Origin of the sequence: Tsukamurella sp. USMM236 (genome assembly GCF_037148755.1) — a bacterium.
Classification (GTDB): Bacteria; Actinomycetota; Actinomycetes; order Mycobacteriales; family Mycobacteriaceae; genus Tsukamurella.
The window spans coordinates 219,484-235,084 of sequence record NZ_JBBCSS010000002.1; the positions used below are offsets into that span (position 1 = coordinate 219,484).

20 protein-coding genes and 1 pseudogene are annotated in these 15,601 nt (G+C 72.8%); 14 read left to right on the plus strand and 7 right to left on the minus strand.

All coding sequences use genetic code 11. From position 1 onward, the window contains the following. Complete coding sequence (locus WFK95_RS06875; protein WP_336670260.1) at nt 1-747, minus strand: FadR/GntR family transcriptional regulator; 747 nt, start codon at nt 745-747, stop codon at nt 1-3. Nucleotides 748-854: 107 nt separating this feature from the next. Here WFK95_RS06875 and WFK95_RS06880 point away from each other — a divergent pair, with 107 nt between their 5' ends. Genes WFK95_RS06880 through WFK95_RS06890 form a run of 3 tightly spaced genes read left to right on the plus strand, consistent with a single transcriptional unit; the run spans nt 855 to nt 3,711 of the window. Beyond that, nucleotides 855-1,595, plus strand: coding sequence for a (Fe-S)-binding protein (locus tag WFK95_RS06880; protein ID WP_336670261.1), 741 nt, complete (start codon nt 855-857; stop codon nt 1,593-1,595). A 44-nt stretch (nt 1,596-1,639) separates the two neighbouring features. After that, nucleotides 1,640-3,076 (plus strand): LutB/LldF family L-lactate oxidation iron-sulfur protein, encoded by a 1,437-nt coding sequence (locus WFK95_RS06885; protein WP_336670710.1) that lies wholly within the window; start codon nt 1,640-1,642, stop codon nt 3,074-3,076. After that, on the plus strand, nt 3,073-3,711 hold the full coding sequence (locus tag WFK95_RS06890; RefSeq protein ID WP_336670262.1) for a LutC/YkgG family protein: 639 nt from the start codon (nt 3,073-3,075) through the stop codon (nt 3,709-3,711). Before WFK95_RS06885 ends, WFK95_RS06890 begins: the two co-directional genes overlap by 4 nt. Before the next feature lie 6 nt (nt 3,712-3,717). Here WFK95_RS06890 and WFK95_RS06895 read toward each other — a convergent pair whose 3' ends face one another. Further along, complete coding sequence (locus WFK95_RS06895; RefSeq protein ID WP_224647126.1) at nt 3,718-4,200, minus strand: FAS1-like dehydratase domain-containing protein; 483 nt, start codon at nt 4,198-4,200, stop codon at nt 3,718-3,720. Beyond that, nucleotides 4,197-4,814 carry a TetR/AcrR family transcriptional regulator gene (locus WFK95_RS06900; protein ID WP_224647128.1) on the minus strand — a complete coding sequence of 206 codons (618 nt, stop codon included), beginning with the start codon at nt 4,812-4,814 and terminating at the stop codon, nt 4,197-4,199. The genes WFK95_RS06895 and WFK95_RS06900 overlap by 4 nt, the downstream gene beginning before the upstream one ends. Nucleotides 4,815-4,982: 168 nt before the next feature. Here WFK95_RS06900 and WFK95_RS06905 point away from each other — a divergent pair, with 168 nt between their 5' ends. The 10 genes and pseudogenes from WFK95_RS06905 to WFK95_RS06950 all read left to right on the plus strand — a co-directional run bounded on the left by WFK95_RS06905 (nt 4,983) and on the right by WFK95_RS06950 (nt 13,146). Then, entirely contained in the window at nt 4,983-6,047 is a 1,065-nt protein-coding gene (locus WFK95_RS06905) for a beta-ketoacyl-ACP synthase 3 (protein ID WP_336670263.1), read from the plus strand. Between the two features lie 86 nt (nt 6,048-6,133). Then, nucleotides 6,134-6,193 (plus strand): annotated as a pseudogene (locus tag WFK95_RS06910) (hypothetical protein); the annotation flags it as partial. A gap of 117 nt (nt 6,194-6,310) precedes the next feature. Then, nucleotides 6,311-7,108, plus strand: a complete 798-nt coding sequence (locus tag WFK95_RS06915; RefSeq protein WP_336670739.1) for a hypothetical protein — start codon at nt 6,311-6,313, stop codon at nt 7,106-7,108. A gap of 9 nt (nt 7,109-7,117) precedes the next feature. Further along, a complete protein-coding gene (locus WFK95_RS06920) occupies nt 7,118-7,753 on the plus strand; it encodes a precorrin-8X methylmutase (protein ID WP_336670264.1) in 636 nt (211 codons plus the stop codon). Continuing rightward, nucleotides 7,750-9,222, plus strand: a complete 1,473-nt coding sequence (locus WFK95_RS06925; RefSeq protein WP_336670265.1) for a precorrin-2 C(20)-methyltransferase — start codon at nt 7,750-7,752, stop codon at nt 9,220-9,222. Before WFK95_RS06920 ends, WFK95_RS06925 begins: the two co-directional genes overlap by 4 nt. A 16-nt stretch (nt 9,223-9,238) precedes the next feature. Beyond that, nucleotides 9,239-9,529, plus strand: coding sequence for a DUF1330 domain-containing protein (locus tag WFK95_RS06930; RefSeq protein ID WP_224647135.1), 291 nt, complete (start codon nt 9,239-9,241; stop codon nt 9,527-9,529). 79 nt (nt 9,530-9,608) lie between these two features. After that, nucleotides 9,609-10,454: a helix-turn-helix domain-containing protein gene (locus WFK95_RS06935; RefSeq protein WP_224647137.1), complete on the plus strand. Its 846-nt coding sequence runs from the start codon at nt 9,609-9,611 to the stop codon at nt 10,452-10,454. An 89-nt stretch (nt 10,455-10,543) separates the two neighbouring features. Continuing rightward, a complete protein-coding gene (locus WFK95_RS06940) occupies nt 10,544-11,452 on the plus strand; it encodes an alpha/beta hydrolase (RefSeq protein WP_224647139.1) in 909 nt (302 codons plus the stop codon). Then, nucleotides 11,452-12,660 (plus strand): MFS transporter, encoded by a 1,209-nt coding sequence (locus WFK95_RS06945; protein ID WP_224647141.1) that lies wholly within the window; start codon nt 11,452-11,454, stop codon nt 12,658-12,660. The genes WFK95_RS06940 and WFK95_RS06945 overlap by 1 nt, the downstream gene beginning before the upstream one ends. 54 nt (nt 12,661-12,714) lie before the next feature. Next, complete coding sequence (locus tag WFK95_RS06950; RefSeq protein WP_224647142.1) at nt 12,715-13,146, plus strand: PPOX class F420-dependent oxidoreductase; 432 nt, start codon at nt 12,715-12,717, stop codon at nt 13,144-13,146. Between the two features lie 16 nt (nt 13,147-13,162). Here the strand turns inward: WFK95_RS06950 and WFK95_RS06955 are convergent, their stop codons facing one another. Continuing rightward, on the minus strand, nt 13,163-13,750 hold the full coding sequence (locus tag WFK95_RS06955) for a cysteine hydrolase (RefSeq protein WP_336670266.1): 588 nt from the start codon (nt 13,748-13,750) through the stop codon (nt 13,163-13,165). Between the two features lie 18 nt (nt 13,751-13,768). Continuing rightward, the gene (locus tag WFK95_RS06960; protein WP_336670267.1) at nt 13,769-14,569 is read right to left on the minus strand and encodes an alpha/beta fold hydrolase; all 801 of its coding nucleotides are present in this window, start codon (nt 14,567-14,569) and stop codon (nt 13,769-13,771) included. A gap of 9 nt (nt 14,570-14,578) precedes the next feature. On the opposite strand from WFK95_RS06960, the gene WFK95_RS06965 reads away from it, so the two are divergent. Beyond that, nucleotides 14,579-14,950: a MerR family transcriptional regulator gene (locus tag WFK95_RS06965; RefSeq protein WP_224647146.1), complete on the plus strand. Its 372-nt coding sequence runs from the start codon at nt 14,579-14,581 to the stop codon at nt 14,948-14,950. Here the strand turns inward: WFK95_RS06965 and WFK95_RS06970 are convergent. Both WFK95_RS06970 and WFK95_RS06975 read right to left on the minus strand, forming a co-directional pair. Next, nucleotides 14,931-15,197 carry a hypothetical protein gene (locus WFK95_RS06970; RefSeq protein ID WP_224647147.1) on the minus strand — a complete coding sequence of 89 codons (267 nt, stop codon included), beginning with the start codon at nt 15,195-15,197 and terminating at the stop codon, nt 14,931-14,933. The two genes, WFK95_RS06965 and WFK95_RS06970, sit on opposite strands and share 20 nt — an antisense overlap. A 5-nt stretch (nt 15,198-15,202) precedes the next feature. Beyond that, nucleotides 15,203-15,532, minus strand: coding sequence for a nuclear transport factor 2 family protein (locus WFK95_RS06975; RefSeq protein ID WP_224647148.1), 330 nt, complete (start codon nt 15,530-15,532; stop codon nt 15,203-15,205). Nucleotides 15,533-15,601: the final 69 nt, after the last annotated feature.

A 15,601-nucleotide genomic window follows, 5' to 3' on the forward strand; every position in this document is an offset into this window, starting at 1 on the left:
TCAGACGATCGTGCCCGAGTGCAGTCCGGGCAGCCGACCGTACGCGCCGCGGATGTGCGCCTCCGTGAGCTCGGCGGCGCGGGCGGAGTCCCCCGCCTCGATCGCGGCCAGGATCGCCCGGTGCTCCTCCTGCAGGACCGCGGTGAGCGCCGGCCAGTCGTCGATCTCCTCGAACGCGGCGAGGATCCCCGGGCGGAGGGCGCCGCGGATGGCGACCGTCACCGTCGTGACGAGGCGGTTCCCGCAGGCCTCGGCGATCGCGGTGTGGAAATCGGTGTCGGCGTCGTTGAAGGCGGCGCGGTCGTCGCCGGCGGCGTCCATCGCGGCGAGCGCGGCGCGAACCGGCGCCAGGGCCGCGGTCTCGGCGTCGCGGGCCGCGAGCGAGACCGAGGACCGCTCGAGGAGGACGCGAGCCTCGACGACCTCGGGGAACTCGAAGTTGCTGAGGGCCATGTGCAGGCGCAGGAAGTGGGAGAGGGAATCGGCGGGCACGGCGCTGACGAAGGTGCCCGCGCGGGGCCCGCTGCCGGTGCCGGACGTGACGACGCCCTGCGCCTCCAGCACGCGCAACGCCTCCCGGACCGCCGGCCGGCTCACCTCCAGTCGCGCCGCCAGGTCGCGCTCGGCGGGCAGGGCGTCACCGACGCGGAGCGAGCCCGCCAGGATCTGCTCCTCGATCGCGCTGATGACCAGGTGGTAGGTGCGGGTGCGAGCGACGGGCCGCCAGTCCGGTGGGTCGAGCGTCATGTCCCTCAGCCTTCCACGGGGAGCGTGCGTCGGTTGACATGTGGTCCCCGTCACCCTACCTTCGATTCTGTGGTCAGACCACACGAAATCGACCGGACGGAGGCCTCGTGAGAGTCGCGTTGTTCGCCACGTGCTTCAACGACACGATGTGGCCCGAGACCCCGAAGGCCGTGGTCCGACTGCTGCGACGCCTCGGCGTCGACGTCGAGTTCCCGCGGGCCCAGACGTGCTGCGGCCAGATGTTCACCAACACCGGGTACGCCGACGAAGCGATCCCCGGCGTCCGGCGCTTCGTCGACGTCTTCGCCGGCTACGACGCCGTCGTCGCCCCGTCGGGCTCGTGCGTCGGGTCCGTGCGGCACCAGCACGCGGGCCTCGCGGACCGCGCCGGCGACCGCGGGCTCCGGTCCGCCGTCGACGAGTTGACGCCCCGGGTCCACGAGCTCAGCGAGTTCCTCGTGGATGTCCTCGGCGTGACTGACGTGGGCGCCTACTTTCCGCACCGCGTGACCTACCACCCCACGTGCCACTCGCTGCGCATGCTCCGCGTCGGCGACCGCCCGCTGCGCCTGCTCCGCGCGGTCCGCGGCATCGACCTCGTGGAGCTCCCCGACGCCGACCAGTGCTGCGGCTTCGGCGGCACCTTCGCCGTGAAGAACGCCGATGTCTCCGTGGCGATGGGCCTGGACAAGACCGGATGCGTCCGGGATACCGGCGCCGAGTACCTCGTCGCCGGCGACAACTCCTGCCTCGCGCACATCGGCGGGCTCATGTCGCGCACCGGCGAGCGCACGCGCACCGTCCACCTCGCCGAGATCCTGGCGTCCACCGAAGGGGCCCCGCTGTGACCACCGGACATCCCCACGTCGGCGTGACCGGCACGTTCGTCGGCATGCCCAAGTTCCCGGATGCCGCCCGGGAGGCGCTGGCCGACACCACGCTGCGCCGCAACCTGGCGCACGCCACGAAGGTCATCCGGGGCAAGCGGGCCTCCGTCGTCGGCGAGCTCGACGACTGGGAGCAGCTGCGCGACGCGGCCGAGGCGATCAAGAACCGCACCCTGCGCCACCTCGACCACTACCTCGAACAGTTCGAGGCCAACGCCACCGCCGCGGGCGCGGTCGTGCACTGGGCCCGCGACGCCGAGGAGGCGAACCGGATCGTCGTCGACCTGGTGCGCGCCGCCGGCGCGGAGGAGGTGGTGAAGGTGAAGTCCATGGCCACCCAGGAGATCGAGCTCAACGAGGCCTTGGCCGCCGCCGGGATCGACGCCTGGGAGACCGACCTCGCGGAGCTCATCGTGCAGCTCGGCGAGGACTGGCCGAGCCACATCCTGGTACCCGCGATCCACCGCAACCGCACCGAGGTGCGCGACATCTTCCGGCGCCGGATGAAGGAGGTCGGCCGCCCCGCCCCCGACGACCTCACCGACGAGCCCGCCCGGCTCGCCGAGGCCGCGCGCCTGCACCTGCGGGAGAAGTTCCTCCGCGCCGAAGTCGGCGTGAGCGGAGCGAACTTCGCGATGGCCGAGACCGGCGGCCTCGTAGTGGTGGAGTCCGAGGGCAACGGCCGCATGTGCCTCACGCTGCCGAAGACCCTCATCTCGGTGGTGGGCATCGAGAAGATCCTGCCGACCTTCGACGACCTCGAGGTCTTCCTGCAGGTGCTCCCCCGCTCCAGCACGGGCGAGCGCGAGAACCCGTACACCTCGATCTGGACCGGGCCCTCCGGCGACGGCGACGGGCCGGAGGCCGTGCACATCGTGCTGCTCGACAACCACCGCACCGACGTCCTCGCCGACGAGGTGGGCCGCTCCGCCCTGCGCTGCATCCGCTGCTCCGCATGCCTGAACGTCTGCCCCGTGTACGAGCGGGTCGGCGGCCACAGCTACGGCTCCGTCTACCCCGGCCCCATCGGCGCGATCCTGACCCCGCAGCTGCGCGGCACGTCGTCCGCGGTCGACGCCTCCCTGCCCTACGCCTCCACGCTCTGCGGCGCCTGCTTCGACGCCTGCCCCGTGAAGATCCCCATCCCGGACCTGCTGGTCCACCTGCGGACCCGGGTGGTCGACGAGGCGCGCGGCGGCGTCCCCAAGCCCGAGGCCGCCGCGATGAAGGGTGCGGCGTGGATGTTCGGCAGCGCCGGCAGGCTCGGCGCGGCGCAACGAGTGGCGACCCTCGGTGGCCGGATCTTCCGCCGTCGCACGACGTTCGGCAAGCTCCCGGGTCCGATGCACGGCTGGAGCGCCGAGCGCGACACCCCCGTCCCGCCGACGGAGACCTTCCGGCAGTGGTGGGCCCGCGAACACGAGGGAGGCGACGGCCGATGACCGCACGCGAGGAGATCCTCGGCCGCGTACGCGCCGCGCTCGCCGACGTCGGCGACCGCGACACCGCCGAAACCCCGATCCCCTGGACGTACGGCCGGCCCGTCGGGACGGGCGACCTCGACGTCGTCGACCGGTTCGCGGAACGGGTGGCCGACTACCGCGCCCAGGTCCGACGGTGCGCCGCCCCCGATCTCGGCGCGACGGTGCGCGAGCTGCTCGGGCCGATCGACGGGGCGGCGGGTGTGCTCGGCGACGAGGTCGTCCGTGACCTCGTCCCCGGCCCGCTCCCCTGGCTCGACGACGACGGCCTCTCGCCCTACCGGCTCGACGCCGCCGCTGCCGTGGTGACCACCGCCACCGTCGGGATCGCCAACACCGGGACGATCGTGCTCGACCACGGCCCGGGCCAGGGGCGCCGGGCCGTCACCCTGGTGCCCGACGTGCACGTCTGCGTCGTCCACGCCGACCGGATCGTCGACGACGTCCCCGCGGCGGTCGCGCGGCTACGGGACACCGGCGTCCACGTCCGCCCGCTCACCTGGATCAGCGGGCCCAGCGCGACGAGCGACATCGAGCTGGACCGCGTGGAGGGCGTGCACGGCCCCCGGAGCCTGCGGGTGATCGTCGTCGAGTGAGCGCGTTCAGAGCACGGCGTCGTGCATGACGATGCCGGGAGCGGCCGCGTCGACGAGGTCGGTATTCGCCTCGTCGCCGCCGGCATAGGCGACGACGCTCGACGTCTCGATCCGGGTCTCGCCGCCGACGCGCACGACGCAGTCCACGGTGAACAGGTCGATCCCGGCTCGCGTCACGCGGTCGGAGATCCGGGCTCCCAGCGACGCGACGTCGCCGATCCGGATCGGCGTCACCTGGCGGACCGTCTGCGAGACGTGCAGCAGCCGGCCGACGTTGAACTGCTCGATCTGTTCCGCCAGCAGCCGCGCGGCCACCTTGAACACCGGATCCGCCACGATGAGCGGCGGGACGGGCGTGTCCCGCGGGATGATCCGGCTGCTCGCGTACGGGACGTGCGGCGAGCGGGTGGCCCGGCCGTACGACCGCAGTCCCTCGGAGTCGACGGAGTAGCAGTCGTCCAGCCAGTGGGTGTAGTCGCCGTCGGTCATTCGGCGACTGTAGCGCCCCGCACCACGTCGGGAGCCGCCATCGTCAGGTCGAGCAGGGCCATCATCGAGTGGTAGACGTCGGTGAGCGGATAGATGTCGCGGGCGGCGCGGGCCCGGGCGACCGCGCCCTCGATCGAGCTCATGAAGACGGAGGCGAAGACGAGCGCGCCGCGCTCCTCGACCCCGTAATCGACCAGCGCGGAGGCGAACCGGCGCTCGCACTCGGTGTACGCGGCGGTGGCGGCGTCCTGCACGCGGGGCGCGCCGTCGGCCAGGGCGGCCGCCAGGAGCGGACACCCGACCTGGAACTCGGAGCGGACCAGCACCCGCTTCCACAGCTCGATGAACCGGCCGATCCACTCGTGCGGCTCGCCCTTGCTGGTCGCGGCGTCGATGTACCGGAGCAGGCGGCGGCCCGCGAGCGACGTGGACGCCTCCACGAGCTCGGCCTTGCCGCCGGGGAAGTACTGGTACAGCGAGTTCTTGGAAGCCTGCGACTGCGCGGTGAGTTCGGCGAGGCCGGCGTCGGCGAAGCCGTGGCGTCCGACCAGGTTGAGCGCGGTGTTGACCAGTCGCACGCGGGGGCGGGGGCGCGGCTTCGGGGCGGTGGGCATCGTGGCCGGACCCTCCTCGACTCTTCGGAAACAGCGGACGTCCACCGAAGTGGAGTCCGCCACGCGGCGTGGCGGCGCTTGTTTGAACCGCTCGGTTCATGTTACCAATGACGGGTCGATGAACCGAATGGTTCATCCGCGCCACCCCTCGAACGGAGTACCTCACGCATGACCGCCCCCGCCCGGATCGCCCCTCCCGCCCCCGCTGAGCAGTCGAACGTCAGCTACCTCGGGATCGGCGCGTACCGACCGCGGCGCGTGGTGCCCAACTCCGAGATCGTCGACAAGATCGACTCGAGCGACGAGTGGATCAAGACCCGTTCGGGCATCGAGTCGCGGCACTTCGCCGAGGACGACGAGACGATCCTGTCGATGTCGGTCAAGGCTGCCGAGCGTGCGATCACGGCCGCCGGCATCGATCCCCAGCTGGTCGACTGCGTCATCTCCGCGACGAACACCCGCCTGGAGCTGGGCCCCTCGCTCGCCCCGCAGATCGCCAAGGAGCTGGGCCGCGTCGGCGTCCCTGCGTTCGACATCACCGCCGGCTGCTCCGGCTTCACCACCGCCGCCGCCGTCGGCACCGACCTGATCCGCGCCGGCACCGCGAAGTACGTCGTGGTCGTGGGCGTCGAGCGCCTCTCCGACCTCATCTCGCCCGAGGACCGCACCTGCGCGTTCATCTTCGCCGACGGTGCCGGCGCGGCCGTGCTCGGACCGTCCGAGGAGGTGGGTGTCTCCCAGGTGTCGTGGGGCGCCGACGGCGACTTCACCACCGCGATCTTCCAGGACAAGGACTTCGGCACGTACTTCGACGAGGTCCACGCCTTCCGGGACGACACCACGATCGAGGCGCCCGTCCGTCCGTTCCTGCGCATGGAGGGCCGCAAGGTCTTCCGCTGGGCCGCGACCGCGCTGCTCCCCGCGTGCCAGGAGGCGCTCAAGCTCGCCGGCCTCACCTCGAAGGACATCGACGTCTTCGTGCCGCACCAGGCCAACCTGCGGATCACCCAGGTGCTCATCAAGGCCCTCGAGCTGCGCGACGACTGCGTGGTCGCCGAGGACATCGTGACCACCGGCAACACCTCCGCGGCGTCGATCCCGCTCGCCGTCGAGGAGCTCCTGCGCACCGGCAAGGCGAAGCCCGGCCAGACCGCGCTCGTCATGGCCTTCGGCTCCGGCCTGGCCTACGCCGGCCACGTCATCACCCTGCCGCCGGTCCACTTCGAGGACTGATCGTCCTGCAGCCGAAGCAACCCGACGCCTGCCCGGGGGTCCTGCGACCGCACGCCGCGGCCGACGGTGCCCTGGTCCGGGTCCGGCTGCCCGGCGGAGCGCTCGAACCCGCTCAGCTCGTCGCCCTCGCGGAACTCGCCGGTGACGAGCCGATCGAGCTGACCTCGCGCGGCAACGTCCAGCTGCGCGGCGTCGCCGACCTCGACGCCGCCCGCGGGCGTCTCGCCGATGCGGGACTGTTGCCCTCGCCGACACACGAGCGCGTGCGCAACATCGTCGCCTCGCCGCAGGCCGGCGAGCTCCGGGAGACCGCCGCGGCGCTCGACCGGGCGCTCGTGGCGCGCGCCGCCCTCGCCGAGCTCCCGGGTCGGTTCCTGTTCGCCCTCGACGACGGCGCCGGCGACGTCGCGGCGCTCGCCGCGGACGCCGAGTCGCGCGGCGGCGTGCTCCACCTCGCTGGGCGGCCGACCGACCTGCCCGGCACCGTCGACGCGCTGCTCGACGCCGCGCAGGCGTTCCTCGACCTGCGCGGCGACGAATGGCGCGTGCACGACCTGCCCGACGGTGCCGAGCGCATCGCTGCCGCCCTCGGCGGCGCTGTGACCGGGCCGCGCGCGGTCCCGGCGCCCCCCACGCCGCCTCCCGTCGGCTGGTTCGACCGGCCCGACGGCTCGGTGACGCTCGGGATGGGCGTTCCGCTGGGCCGGCTCGACCCGCGCACCGCGCAGTTCATCGCCGCCGTGGATCACCCGATCACGATCACGCCGTGGCGGACGGTGCACGTGCACGGCCTCGACGAGGGCGTTGCGGAGACCGTGGTGCGGGTCCTCGCGCCGATGGGCCTGATCTTCGACGCGAATGCGCCGCTCCTGCGGGTGAGCGCGTGCGTCGGCGACCACGGATGCGCCCGCGCGCACGGCGATTCGCTCGCACACGCGGCGGACATCGCCGACGACATCGCCGACGACGAGCGGGTCCACGTGGTCGCGTGCGAGCGCGGCTGCGGCGCACCGTCGGGCGAACACCGACGCGTGGTCGTGACCGGCGAGCCCGGCGAATAGACTTCCCGGGTGCACGACTACCTCACCGACGGCGCCGAGATCTACCGGCGATCGTTCGCCACGATCCGCGCCGAGGCGGACCTCGCCGCCCTCGCCGCCGACGCGGAGACGGTGGCGGTCCGCATGATCCACGCCGCCGGTCAGGTCGATCTGGATCGTGACGTCCGGTTCTCGGCCGACGCCGTCGCGGCCGGACGCTCTGCGCTGCGCGCCGGGGCGCCCATCCTCGCGGACGCGAACATGGTGGTGCACGGCGTCACCCGCGCCCGCCTGCCCGAGGACAACGAGGTGCTGTGCCTGCTGCGCGATCCGCGCGTGCCCGCGTTGGCCGCCGAGATCGGGAACACGCGCAGCGCCGCGGCCCTGCAGCTGTGGGGCGAACGCATGGCGGGCGCGGTGGTCGCGATCGGTAACGCGCCGACGGCCCTGTTCCACCTGCTCGACCTGCTGGCGGCGGGCGCGCCGAAACCCGCGGTCGTCGTGGGGATCCCGGTCGGCTTCATCGGCGCCGCCGAGTCGAAGGACGCGCTCGTCGCGGAGGCGGCGGGGCTGGGCGTCGAGTACATCACCGTGCTGGGCCGCCGCGGCGGCAGCGCGATCACGGCGGCGGCGCTCAACGCGTTGGCGCGGGAGGAGGAGCTGTGACGGGGATCCTGTACGGCGTGGGCGTGGGTCCTGGCGATCCGGAGCTGGTCACGGTGAAGGCCGCGCGGCTCATCGCCGAGGCCGATGTGGTGGCCTATCACAGTGCGCGGCACGGCCGCTCGAACGCGCGCGCGTGCGCCGCGCCGTACCTGCGCGAGGGCCAGACGGAGATCCGGTTGATGTACCCGGTGACCACCGAGACCACGGATCACCCCGGCGGCTACCGCGGCGCGCTCGACGACTTCTACGTCGGCGCCGCGGAGGAGCTCGCCGAGCACCTGACGGCGGGGCGCAACGTCGCGCTGCTCGCCGAGGGCGACCCGATGTTCTACAGCTCCTACATGCACATGCACAAGCGGCTCCGCGACCGGTTCGAATGCGTCGTGGTCCCGGGCGTCACGTCCGTGAGCGCCGCGGCCGCCGCCACCGGTGTGCCGCTGGTCGAGGCCGACGAGGTGCTCACCGTGCTGCCCGGCACGCTCCCCGAATCCGAGCTGCGCCGCCGCCTCGCCGACACGGACGCCGCCGCGATCATGAAGCTGGGCAGGACCTTCCCGACCGTTCGCGGCGCCTTGCAGGACGCCGGCCGGGACGGCGCGGCCTGGTACGTCGAGCGGGCCAGCCGCGCGGACGAGCGGGTGCTCGCGGTCGGCGATGTGAGCGCCGAGGACGTGCCCTACTTCGCGACAGTGCTGGTGCCCGGACGGATCAACGCGCCCACGGCACCGTCGGGCGGCGAGGTCGTGGTCGTCGGTCTCGGCCCCGGCGACGAGGCGTGGACCACGCCGGAGGTCCGGCACGAGCTGTCCGAGGCGACGGACATCGTCGGATATCAGACCTACACCGCACGGGTGCGCCCGCGGCCGGGCCAGCGCGTGCACGCCTCCGACAACCGCGTGGAGGCCGACCGTGCCCGGCACGCGCTGGAACTCGCGGCCGGCGGTGCCCGCGTCGCCGTGGTGAGCTCCGGCGATCCCGGCGTGTTCGCGATGGCCTCGGCCGTCGCGGAGGTGGCCGCCGATCCGGCCTTCCACGACGTCCCCGTCCGCGTGCTGCCGGGTATGACGGCGGCGAACGCCGTCGCGAGCCGCGTGGGCGCGCCCCTCGGCCACGACTACGCGGTGCTCTCGCTCTCGGACTACCTCAAGCCCTGGGAGGTCATCGAGCAGCGGCTGCGCGCCGTCGCCGCGGCGGACCTCGCGCTGGCCGTGTACAACCCGGCGTCGAGGACGCGCCGCGAGCAGCTCGTACGGATGCGCGACGTGCTGCTCGAGGTGCGCTCCCCCGAGACCGTCGTCATCGTCGGACGCGCCGTCGGCTCGCCCGAGGAGACGCTGACGGTGACCACCCTCGGCGCGTTCGAACCCGAGCAGGTGGACATGCGCTGCCTCCTCATCGTCGGGTCCTCGCGCACCGAGGTCACCGAACGCTCCGGCGGTCGGATCGTGCACACTCCCCGTAAGTACTGACAGAAGGAGACGGATGATGGCGAAGGCGTATTGGATCGCGTTCTACCAGGAGATCAAGGACCCCGAGAAGATGGCGGCGTACGCGGCCATCGGCGGGCCCGCGATCACCGACGGCGGCGGGCGCTTCATCGTCCGCGGCCAGGCCGCCGTCGCCTACGAGGCGGGGAAGATCGAGCGCACCACGGTCATCGAGTTCGACAGCCTCGAGCAGGCCGTCGCCACGCACGACTCCCCCGCCTACCAGGAGGCCCTCGCCGCCCTCGGTGACGGTGCCGTCCGCGAGATCCGCATCTGTGAAGGCTCCTGACCTGCGCTGACCCGCCGCCGCGGAGCCTGCCCCTCACAGGGGCAGGCAACCGCGCGCGTAGTGGACCAGACTCGGGGACATGATCGATGAGACCGCCCCGACCCTGGCGTCCTTCCTCCGCTCCCGGCGCGCCGCGGTGGACGCCGATGCTCTCGGCCTCCCCAGCTACGGCCGACGGCGGGTCCCGGGCCTGCGCCGCGAGGAGCTCGCCGAGCTCGCCGGGGTCTCGGTCAACTACCTGACCCGCCTGGAGCAGGGCGCCGCGGGAAATCCCTCCGGCGAGGTCCTGAGCGCACTCGCCCGCGCCCTGCAGCTGAGCGAGGTCGAGCGCCTGCACCTCCTCGAGCTGGCTCGTCCGTCGGGCGAGGGCGCGGCGCCGATCGATCGGCACGGCGCCGGATTCGTCGGCGTGCGCCAACTCGTCGACGCGATGGAGACGCCCGCCGTGGTGCTCTCGCTCAATCAGGACATCCTGGCGTGGAACCGCCTCGGCAACGCCGTTCTGGCCCCGCACGTCCCGTACGAGGACCTGCACGCCGATCCGCCGCCGAACAAGGTGCGGCAGACCTTCCTCGATCCGGAGGTCCGGTCGCTCTTCGTCGATTGGGAACTGGAGGCCGAGCTGGCCGTCGCGTCGCTCCGCTGGGTCGCCGCCCAGTTCCCCGACGACGCGGCCCTCCGCGGCCTGCTCGGCGAGCTGGTGCTCGACCGCGACTTCGCCCGGCTGTGGGCACTGCAGGCCGTCGAGCTGTGCACCAGCGGCGTCAAGCGGTTCCACCATCCGTGGGTGGGCCGGCTCGACCTCTGTTACCAGATGCTCCACCTCCCCGAGTCCGACGGTGCCCGCATGATCGCATTCAGCGCCGCGCCCGGCAGCCCGGACGACGACGCCCTGACGCTGCTGCGGCACCGCGTGGCCGACTGAGCCGCACCCCAGCCCCAACCCTCCTCCACCAGGGTCGCCGAACCGCGGCGACCACTGGCGATCCCCGCTGCCCGAAGAACGGACCCGTCATGCCCCTGCACCCCCAGGCCGCCGCCCACCTCGCCGCCATCGCCGGCGCCGCGCCCGTCCACGCCGGCACCGTCGCCGAGGCCCGCCGAGCGGGACGCGGCTACCTCGACCTGCAACGCCGCGCACCCGACGTCGACCACGTCCGGCACACCTACGTGATCGGCCCGGGATCGTCTCTGCCCGTGCGCGTGTACCGCGACGGCCCGCCCGGCGGACCTGTGATCCTCATGCTGCACGGAAGCGGCTTCGTGATCGCCGACATCGAGGTCAGCGACGAACCCGCGCGGCTCCTGGCGCTCGCCACGGGCTTCACCGTCGTCACCGTCGACTACCGGAAGGCGCCCGAGAACCCCTATCCTGCGGCGATCGACGACGCCGCGGCCGTGCTCGAGTGGATCGCCTCCGGCGCGCTCGACGTGGATCCGGAGCGGATCGCGGTTATCGGCGACAGCGCCGGTGGGACGATCACCGCCGCGCTCGTGCAGCGCGTCCGGGATCGGGGCGGACCGCCGATCGCCGCCCACGCGGTCCTCTACCCGCCGCTGCGGCCCGGTGGGTACGACGACCTCGCCGCGGACGAGGTGAGCCTGTCGCCCGCCGACATGGAATGGTTCTGGAGCCAATACCTTCCCGACGGCGACGTGCCGACCGGCGCGGCGCCCCTGAACGCGCACGATCTCACCGGACTCCCACCGGCCTTCGTCGCGACGGCGGAGTTCGACGTTCTGCGCGGCCACGGCCGGCAGTACGCGGAGGCTCTCCGGGCAGCGGGCGGTGCCGTCGACTACCGCGATTATCCCGGCACCCTGCACGGCTTCTACTGGATGGACGCCGTGCTCGACGCCGCCACCGACCTCCAGCGCGACCTGGCCGTCTGGCTGCGCGCGACCCTGAACGGAGCCCGATGATGACCGCCACCTCGCACCGTCGCCTGCACCCCGGACTGCTCGCACTCGCCATGGGCGGCTTCGGGATCGGGCTGACGGAGTTCTCCATCACCGGCCTGCTCTCCGACGTCGCGAGCGACCTGGGCGTGAGCATCCCCGTCGCCGGCGGACTGGTCACCGGCTACGCGCTCGGCGTCGTGTTCGGCGCCTTCACCGTGACGCTCGCCCTGGTGTCGCGGCCGCCGAAGACCGCGCTCCTGATCCTGCTCGCCCTCTTCGTCGCGGGGAATGCCCTCTCCGCGGCCGGCCCCACCTACGAGCTGGTGATGGCGGGTCGGATCCTCGCGGCGCTGTGCCACGGCGGCTTCTTCGGGATCGGCGCCGTGCTCGCGGCGCGGCTGGTCACGCCCGACCGCCAGGCGTCGGCGATCGCGCTGATGTTCGCCGGGCTCACCGTCGCCAACGTGCTCGGCGTCCCCGCCGGTACCGCGCTCGGTCACCGATTCGGGTGGCGGGCCACGTTCGTCGCGGTCGCCGTGATCGGGCTCGTGGCCATGGCGGCGATCGCCGTCCTGGTGCCGAGCGTGCCCGCCGAGACGACCTCGGTGCGGACCCAACTGTCGGTGCTGTTGCGCCCGTCCGTCTGGATCGCCTGCGCTGTCACGGCTCTCGTCTTCGGCGGGCTGTTCGGCGCCTTCACGTACATCGAGCCGCTGCTGCGGTCCGTGACCGGCTTCGGCGCCGCCGCGATCCCCTGGCTCCTGGTGCTGTTCGGTCTTGGCCTGTTCGCCGGCAACCTCGTGGGCGGTCGTGCCGCCGACCGGGACGCGGACCGCGCGTTGCTCACGTTCGCCGTGCTCCTGCCCCTCGCCATCGCGGCGGTCGCGGTGCTCGCGGGCTCGCAGCCGCTCGTCGCGGTCGCGCTCGCCGTCATGGGCCTCGTCGGCTTCGCGACGGTGCCCGCCCTGCAACTGCGCGTGCTGCGGAACGCCGGCACCGCGACGCTCATCGCCTCGTCGGCCAACATCGCGGCGTTCAACCTGGGCAACGCGGTGGGTGCACAACTCGGCGGCACGGGGATCAGCCTCGGAGGCGGCCCCACGTCGCCGGTGTGGATCGGCGTCGCCCTGAGCGGTGCGGGCGCCCTGCTGGCCGCCGCGAGCATCGCCGCCGAGCGACGGCGCCGCGCTCCTCGTCCCGGTGTGCGGGTCGACAGTGCGGCGGTCTGAGCCCTGCTCGCCGGTCCCCGGAACAGCGGGGGCCGGCGAGGCGTTGGACGGTGCATGGCCTCGACCGAGTTCGACCCCCGCACCCTGATCGCCGCCAGCCGGATCGGCGTCCTCGCGACGCTCCGGGCCAGTGGCATGCCGCAGCTCTCCCCCGTCACCACGGTGTACGACGTGGACGCCGACCGGATCCTCGTGTCCATGACCGCGGGCCGCGCGAAGGAGGCGAATCTGCGCCGCGATCCGCGGGCCGCGATCGAGTTCACGAGCGCCGATGGCTACACCTGGGCCACCGCCGAGGGCACCGCGACTCTCATCGGCCCGTCGACGGATCCCGATGGTGCCGAGGTGGACGCGCTCGTCGACTACTACCGCACCGGCGCCGGCGAGCATCCCGACTGGCGCGAGTACCGCGAGGTGATGGTCGCGGACCGCCGGGTGCTGCTGGTCCTGCAGATCACGCACGCGTACGGCGCCAAGCTGCGCTGAGCGTCCGCGTCGGGCCTCAGGCGACGCCGAAGCGGGCGATGGCCTCCACGGCCGTCACGCGGCCCGCGGTCGCGAGATCCAGGTTCGCGAGCGATGCCGCGTGCACGTCCGGATCCGCCGCGGCGACGCAGTCCTCGACCACGTGCACGACGAGGCCGAGATCGGTGCCGTGCCGCGCGGTCTGCTCGACCGTGAGGTTGGTCGCGACGCCCGTCAGGTAAATCGTGTCGATCCCGTGCTCCGCGAGCCATTCCGTCGCCGGCCCCGCGAGCCCCGAGAGTCGTTGGTTGTCGTAGATCGCGGTCGGCTGGTCGGCCATCGCGGCGATGATCCGCGCGCCGTCGGCGTCCGGGCGGAACGACTCCTGCGCGTCGCCGACCGCCTGCATGAACGCGGTGTTCCGCACGAGGTCCCCCTCACCCTCGGGCACGGTGAACCGGGTGAAGATCACCGGCACGCCCGCCGCGAGCGCCGCGTCGTGGAAGGTCGCGGCTCGGTCCACGACGCCGGACTCCTCGACCGGTTCCGCCAGCATCGGACCGAAGAAGCCCTCCGGCTCGATCACGTTCACCTGCCAATGCAGGGCCAGGACAGCAGCTGTCATACCTCGATCATGCCGCGCTCAGTCCACCGCCCGCAGGAACTCGGTGACCTCGACGGCCCACTCCTCGGCCTCGGACGGCGTGAAGATGTGCCCGGCCCCGGCGTAGTCGACGACGCGCGCCCCGGGGATCGCGCTGAACTCCCGGGCGATGTCGGCGGGCACCAGCCGGTCGCCGCCCGCGACGACGACCAGGGTGGGGACCGCGAGGCCGGGCAGGAGATCGGTGACGTCCACGCGCCCGGCGAGATCGATCTGCGCGGACATCCCCTCCGGCATGGTGTCGCGGACCGCGATCCGTGTCTCCTCGAGCGTCGCCGGCGGAAGCGCACGCAGCGTCGCGTCCGAGGACGCGACGGACAGCACGTACGCCGCGAGCGCGTCGTGGGCGCCGGCCGCAGCGAGCGCGCCGATCGTTTCCGTGACCGTCCGTACCCGGAAGTCGGATCGGGCGACGCCGACCGTCAGCACCAGCGCCGAGACGTGCTCGGGGTGGCGGTGCGCGGCCGTGACCGCCACGGCCGCCCCGAGGGAGAGCCCGACGACGGGGAAGCGCTCGGCGCCGCGGCTCACGGCGGCCGCCACGACGCGATCGGCGAGGTCCTCGAGGGCGAGCGGCGCTGCGCCGAGCGGGGTACCGCCCGATCCGGGCCACGACGGTCCAACGAACCGCAGGTCGGGCGCGCGGTCGACCAGCGCGGCGAAGTTCTCGAGCACCCCGCCGCCCGCGCCGTGGGCGAGCGCGACGACGGGGCCGGCGCCGCGGTCGACGACGGCGGATGAGGAAGCGGACAGGATCTGGGCGGCACGATCGGAATACATGCGTGCAGTGTGCGGGTTGACGCTGGTGTGAAGGTCAAGGGCGAGATGCTGATCGGCGAGTTGTCCGAGGTCACAGGCGCGAGCGCGCGGTCCCTGCGGTACTACGAGGAGAAGGGCCTCCTGGCCGCGGAGCGCACCCCCGCCGGCTACCGCGTCTACGACGGGAACGCGGCCTCGCAGGTGCGCCGGATCCGCGGCCTCCTCGACGCCGGCTTCGACACCGACGCCATCCGGGTGATCCTCCCGTGCGCCCGGAACGAGCGGACCGTCGACCTGTGCCCCGCGATCGAGGCCGCGATGCGCGCCACCCTGTCCCGCATCGATGCGGACCTCGGCGAGCTGGCGCGCAGACGCTCCGCCGTCAGCGCGCTTCTCGGGTGAGCAGGCGCGCCCCCACCAGGGCCACGACGGCGCCGGGGAGGACATTGACCAGCAGGATCGGGAACTCCTCGGCCACGGTGTAGCCGTGGGAGACGCCGACGGCCAGGTTGCCGATCATCGCCAGCGTCCAGAGCACGACGAAGGCGATCGCCGCCCGCTGCGGGCCGACGGTGCCGACCTTCCTGCCGACGGCGAGGAAGATCAACGCCAACACGATTCCGAGGGTGACGATGACGATCGTCCGCACGGTGGTCAGCCCTCGCGGATCGTCATGGACGCCAGGCGTTCCCCGGCGACGGCGAAGGTGAACTCGCTGAGCCCGTTGGCGTGGGTGCTGCGCCAGTCGCCCACCACGGTCACGGTGTCGCCGTCGACGGTGACCTTCTCCGGCGTCAGCACGCCCTTCGCGCCGATGAACTCCTTCGCGCTCCACCCCTGCATCGCGGCGCGATCGCCGAAAACGCGGCCCCAGTCGTCGATGTAGCCGTCGGCGGTGAAGGCGTCGAGGAAGGCCGCCTCGTCACCGGCGTTCACGGAATCGATGAACTCCTTGACCGGGCTGGGGATCTCGATGTTCGTCATGCGCGTCTCCTCGTCGTAGCGTCCGTGGGCTTGCAGCCCCACAGTCGCCATCGTAGGGGCGCGAGTGCG

Bases quoted from the DNA above. Each gene is read 5' to 3' on its own strand.
- WFK95_RS06875 (WP_336670260.1), bottom strand. From the start codon at position 747: ATGACGCTCGACCCACCGGACTGGCGGCCCGTCGCTCGCACCCGCACC.
- WFK95_RS06885 (WP_336670710.1), top strand. From the start codon at position 1,640: ATGCCCAAGTTCCCGGATGCCGCCCGGGAGGCGCTGGCCGACACCACG.
- WFK95_RS06890 (WP_336670262.1), top strand. From the start codon at position 3,073: ATGACCGCACGCGAGGAGATCCTCGGCCGCGTACGCGCCGCGCTCGCC.
- WFK95_RS06895 (WP_224647126.1), bottom strand. From the start codon at position 4,200: ATGACCGACGGCGACTACACCCACTGGCTGGACGACTGCTACTCCGTC.
- WFK95_RS06900 (WP_224647128.1), bottom strand. From the start codon at position 4,814: ATGCCCACCGCCCCGAAGCCGCGCCCCCGCCCCCGCGTGCGACTGGTC.
- WFK95_RS06905 (WP_336670263.1), top strand. From the start codon at position 4,983: ATGACCGCCCCCGCCCGGATCGCCCCTCCCGCCCCCGCTGAGCAGTCG.
- WFK95_RS06930 (WP_224647135.1), top strand. From the start codon at position 9,239: ATGGCGAAGGCGTATTGGATCGCGTTCTACCAGGAGATCAAGGACCCC.
- WFK95_RS06935 (WP_224647137.1), top strand. From the start codon at position 9,609: ATGATCGATGAGACCGCCCCGACCCTGGCGTCCTTCCTCCGCTCCCGG.
- WFK95_RS06940 (WP_224647139.1), top strand. From the start codon at position 10,544: ATGCCCCTGCACCCCCAGGCCGCCGCCCACCTCGCCGCCATCGCCGGC.
- WFK95_RS06945 (WP_224647141.1), top strand. From the start codon at position 11,452: ATGACCGCCACCTCGCACCGTCGCCTGCACCCCGGACTGCTCGCACTC.
- WFK95_RS06950 (WP_224647142.1), top strand. From the start codon at position 12,715: ATGGCCTCGACCGAGTTCGACCCCCGCACCCTGATCGCCGCCAGCCGG.
- WFK95_RS06955 (WP_336670266.1), bottom strand. From the start codon at position 13,750: ATGACAGCTGCTGTCCTGGCCCTGCATTGGCAGGTGAACGTGATCGAG.
- WFK95_RS06960 (WP_336670267.1), bottom strand. From the start codon at position 14,569: ATGTATTCCGATCGTGCCGCCCAGATCCTGTCCGCTTCCTCATCCGCC.
- WFK95_RS06975 (WP_224647148.1), bottom strand. From the start codon at position 15,532: ATGACGAACATCGAGATCCCCAGCCCGGTCAAGGAGTTCATCGATTCC.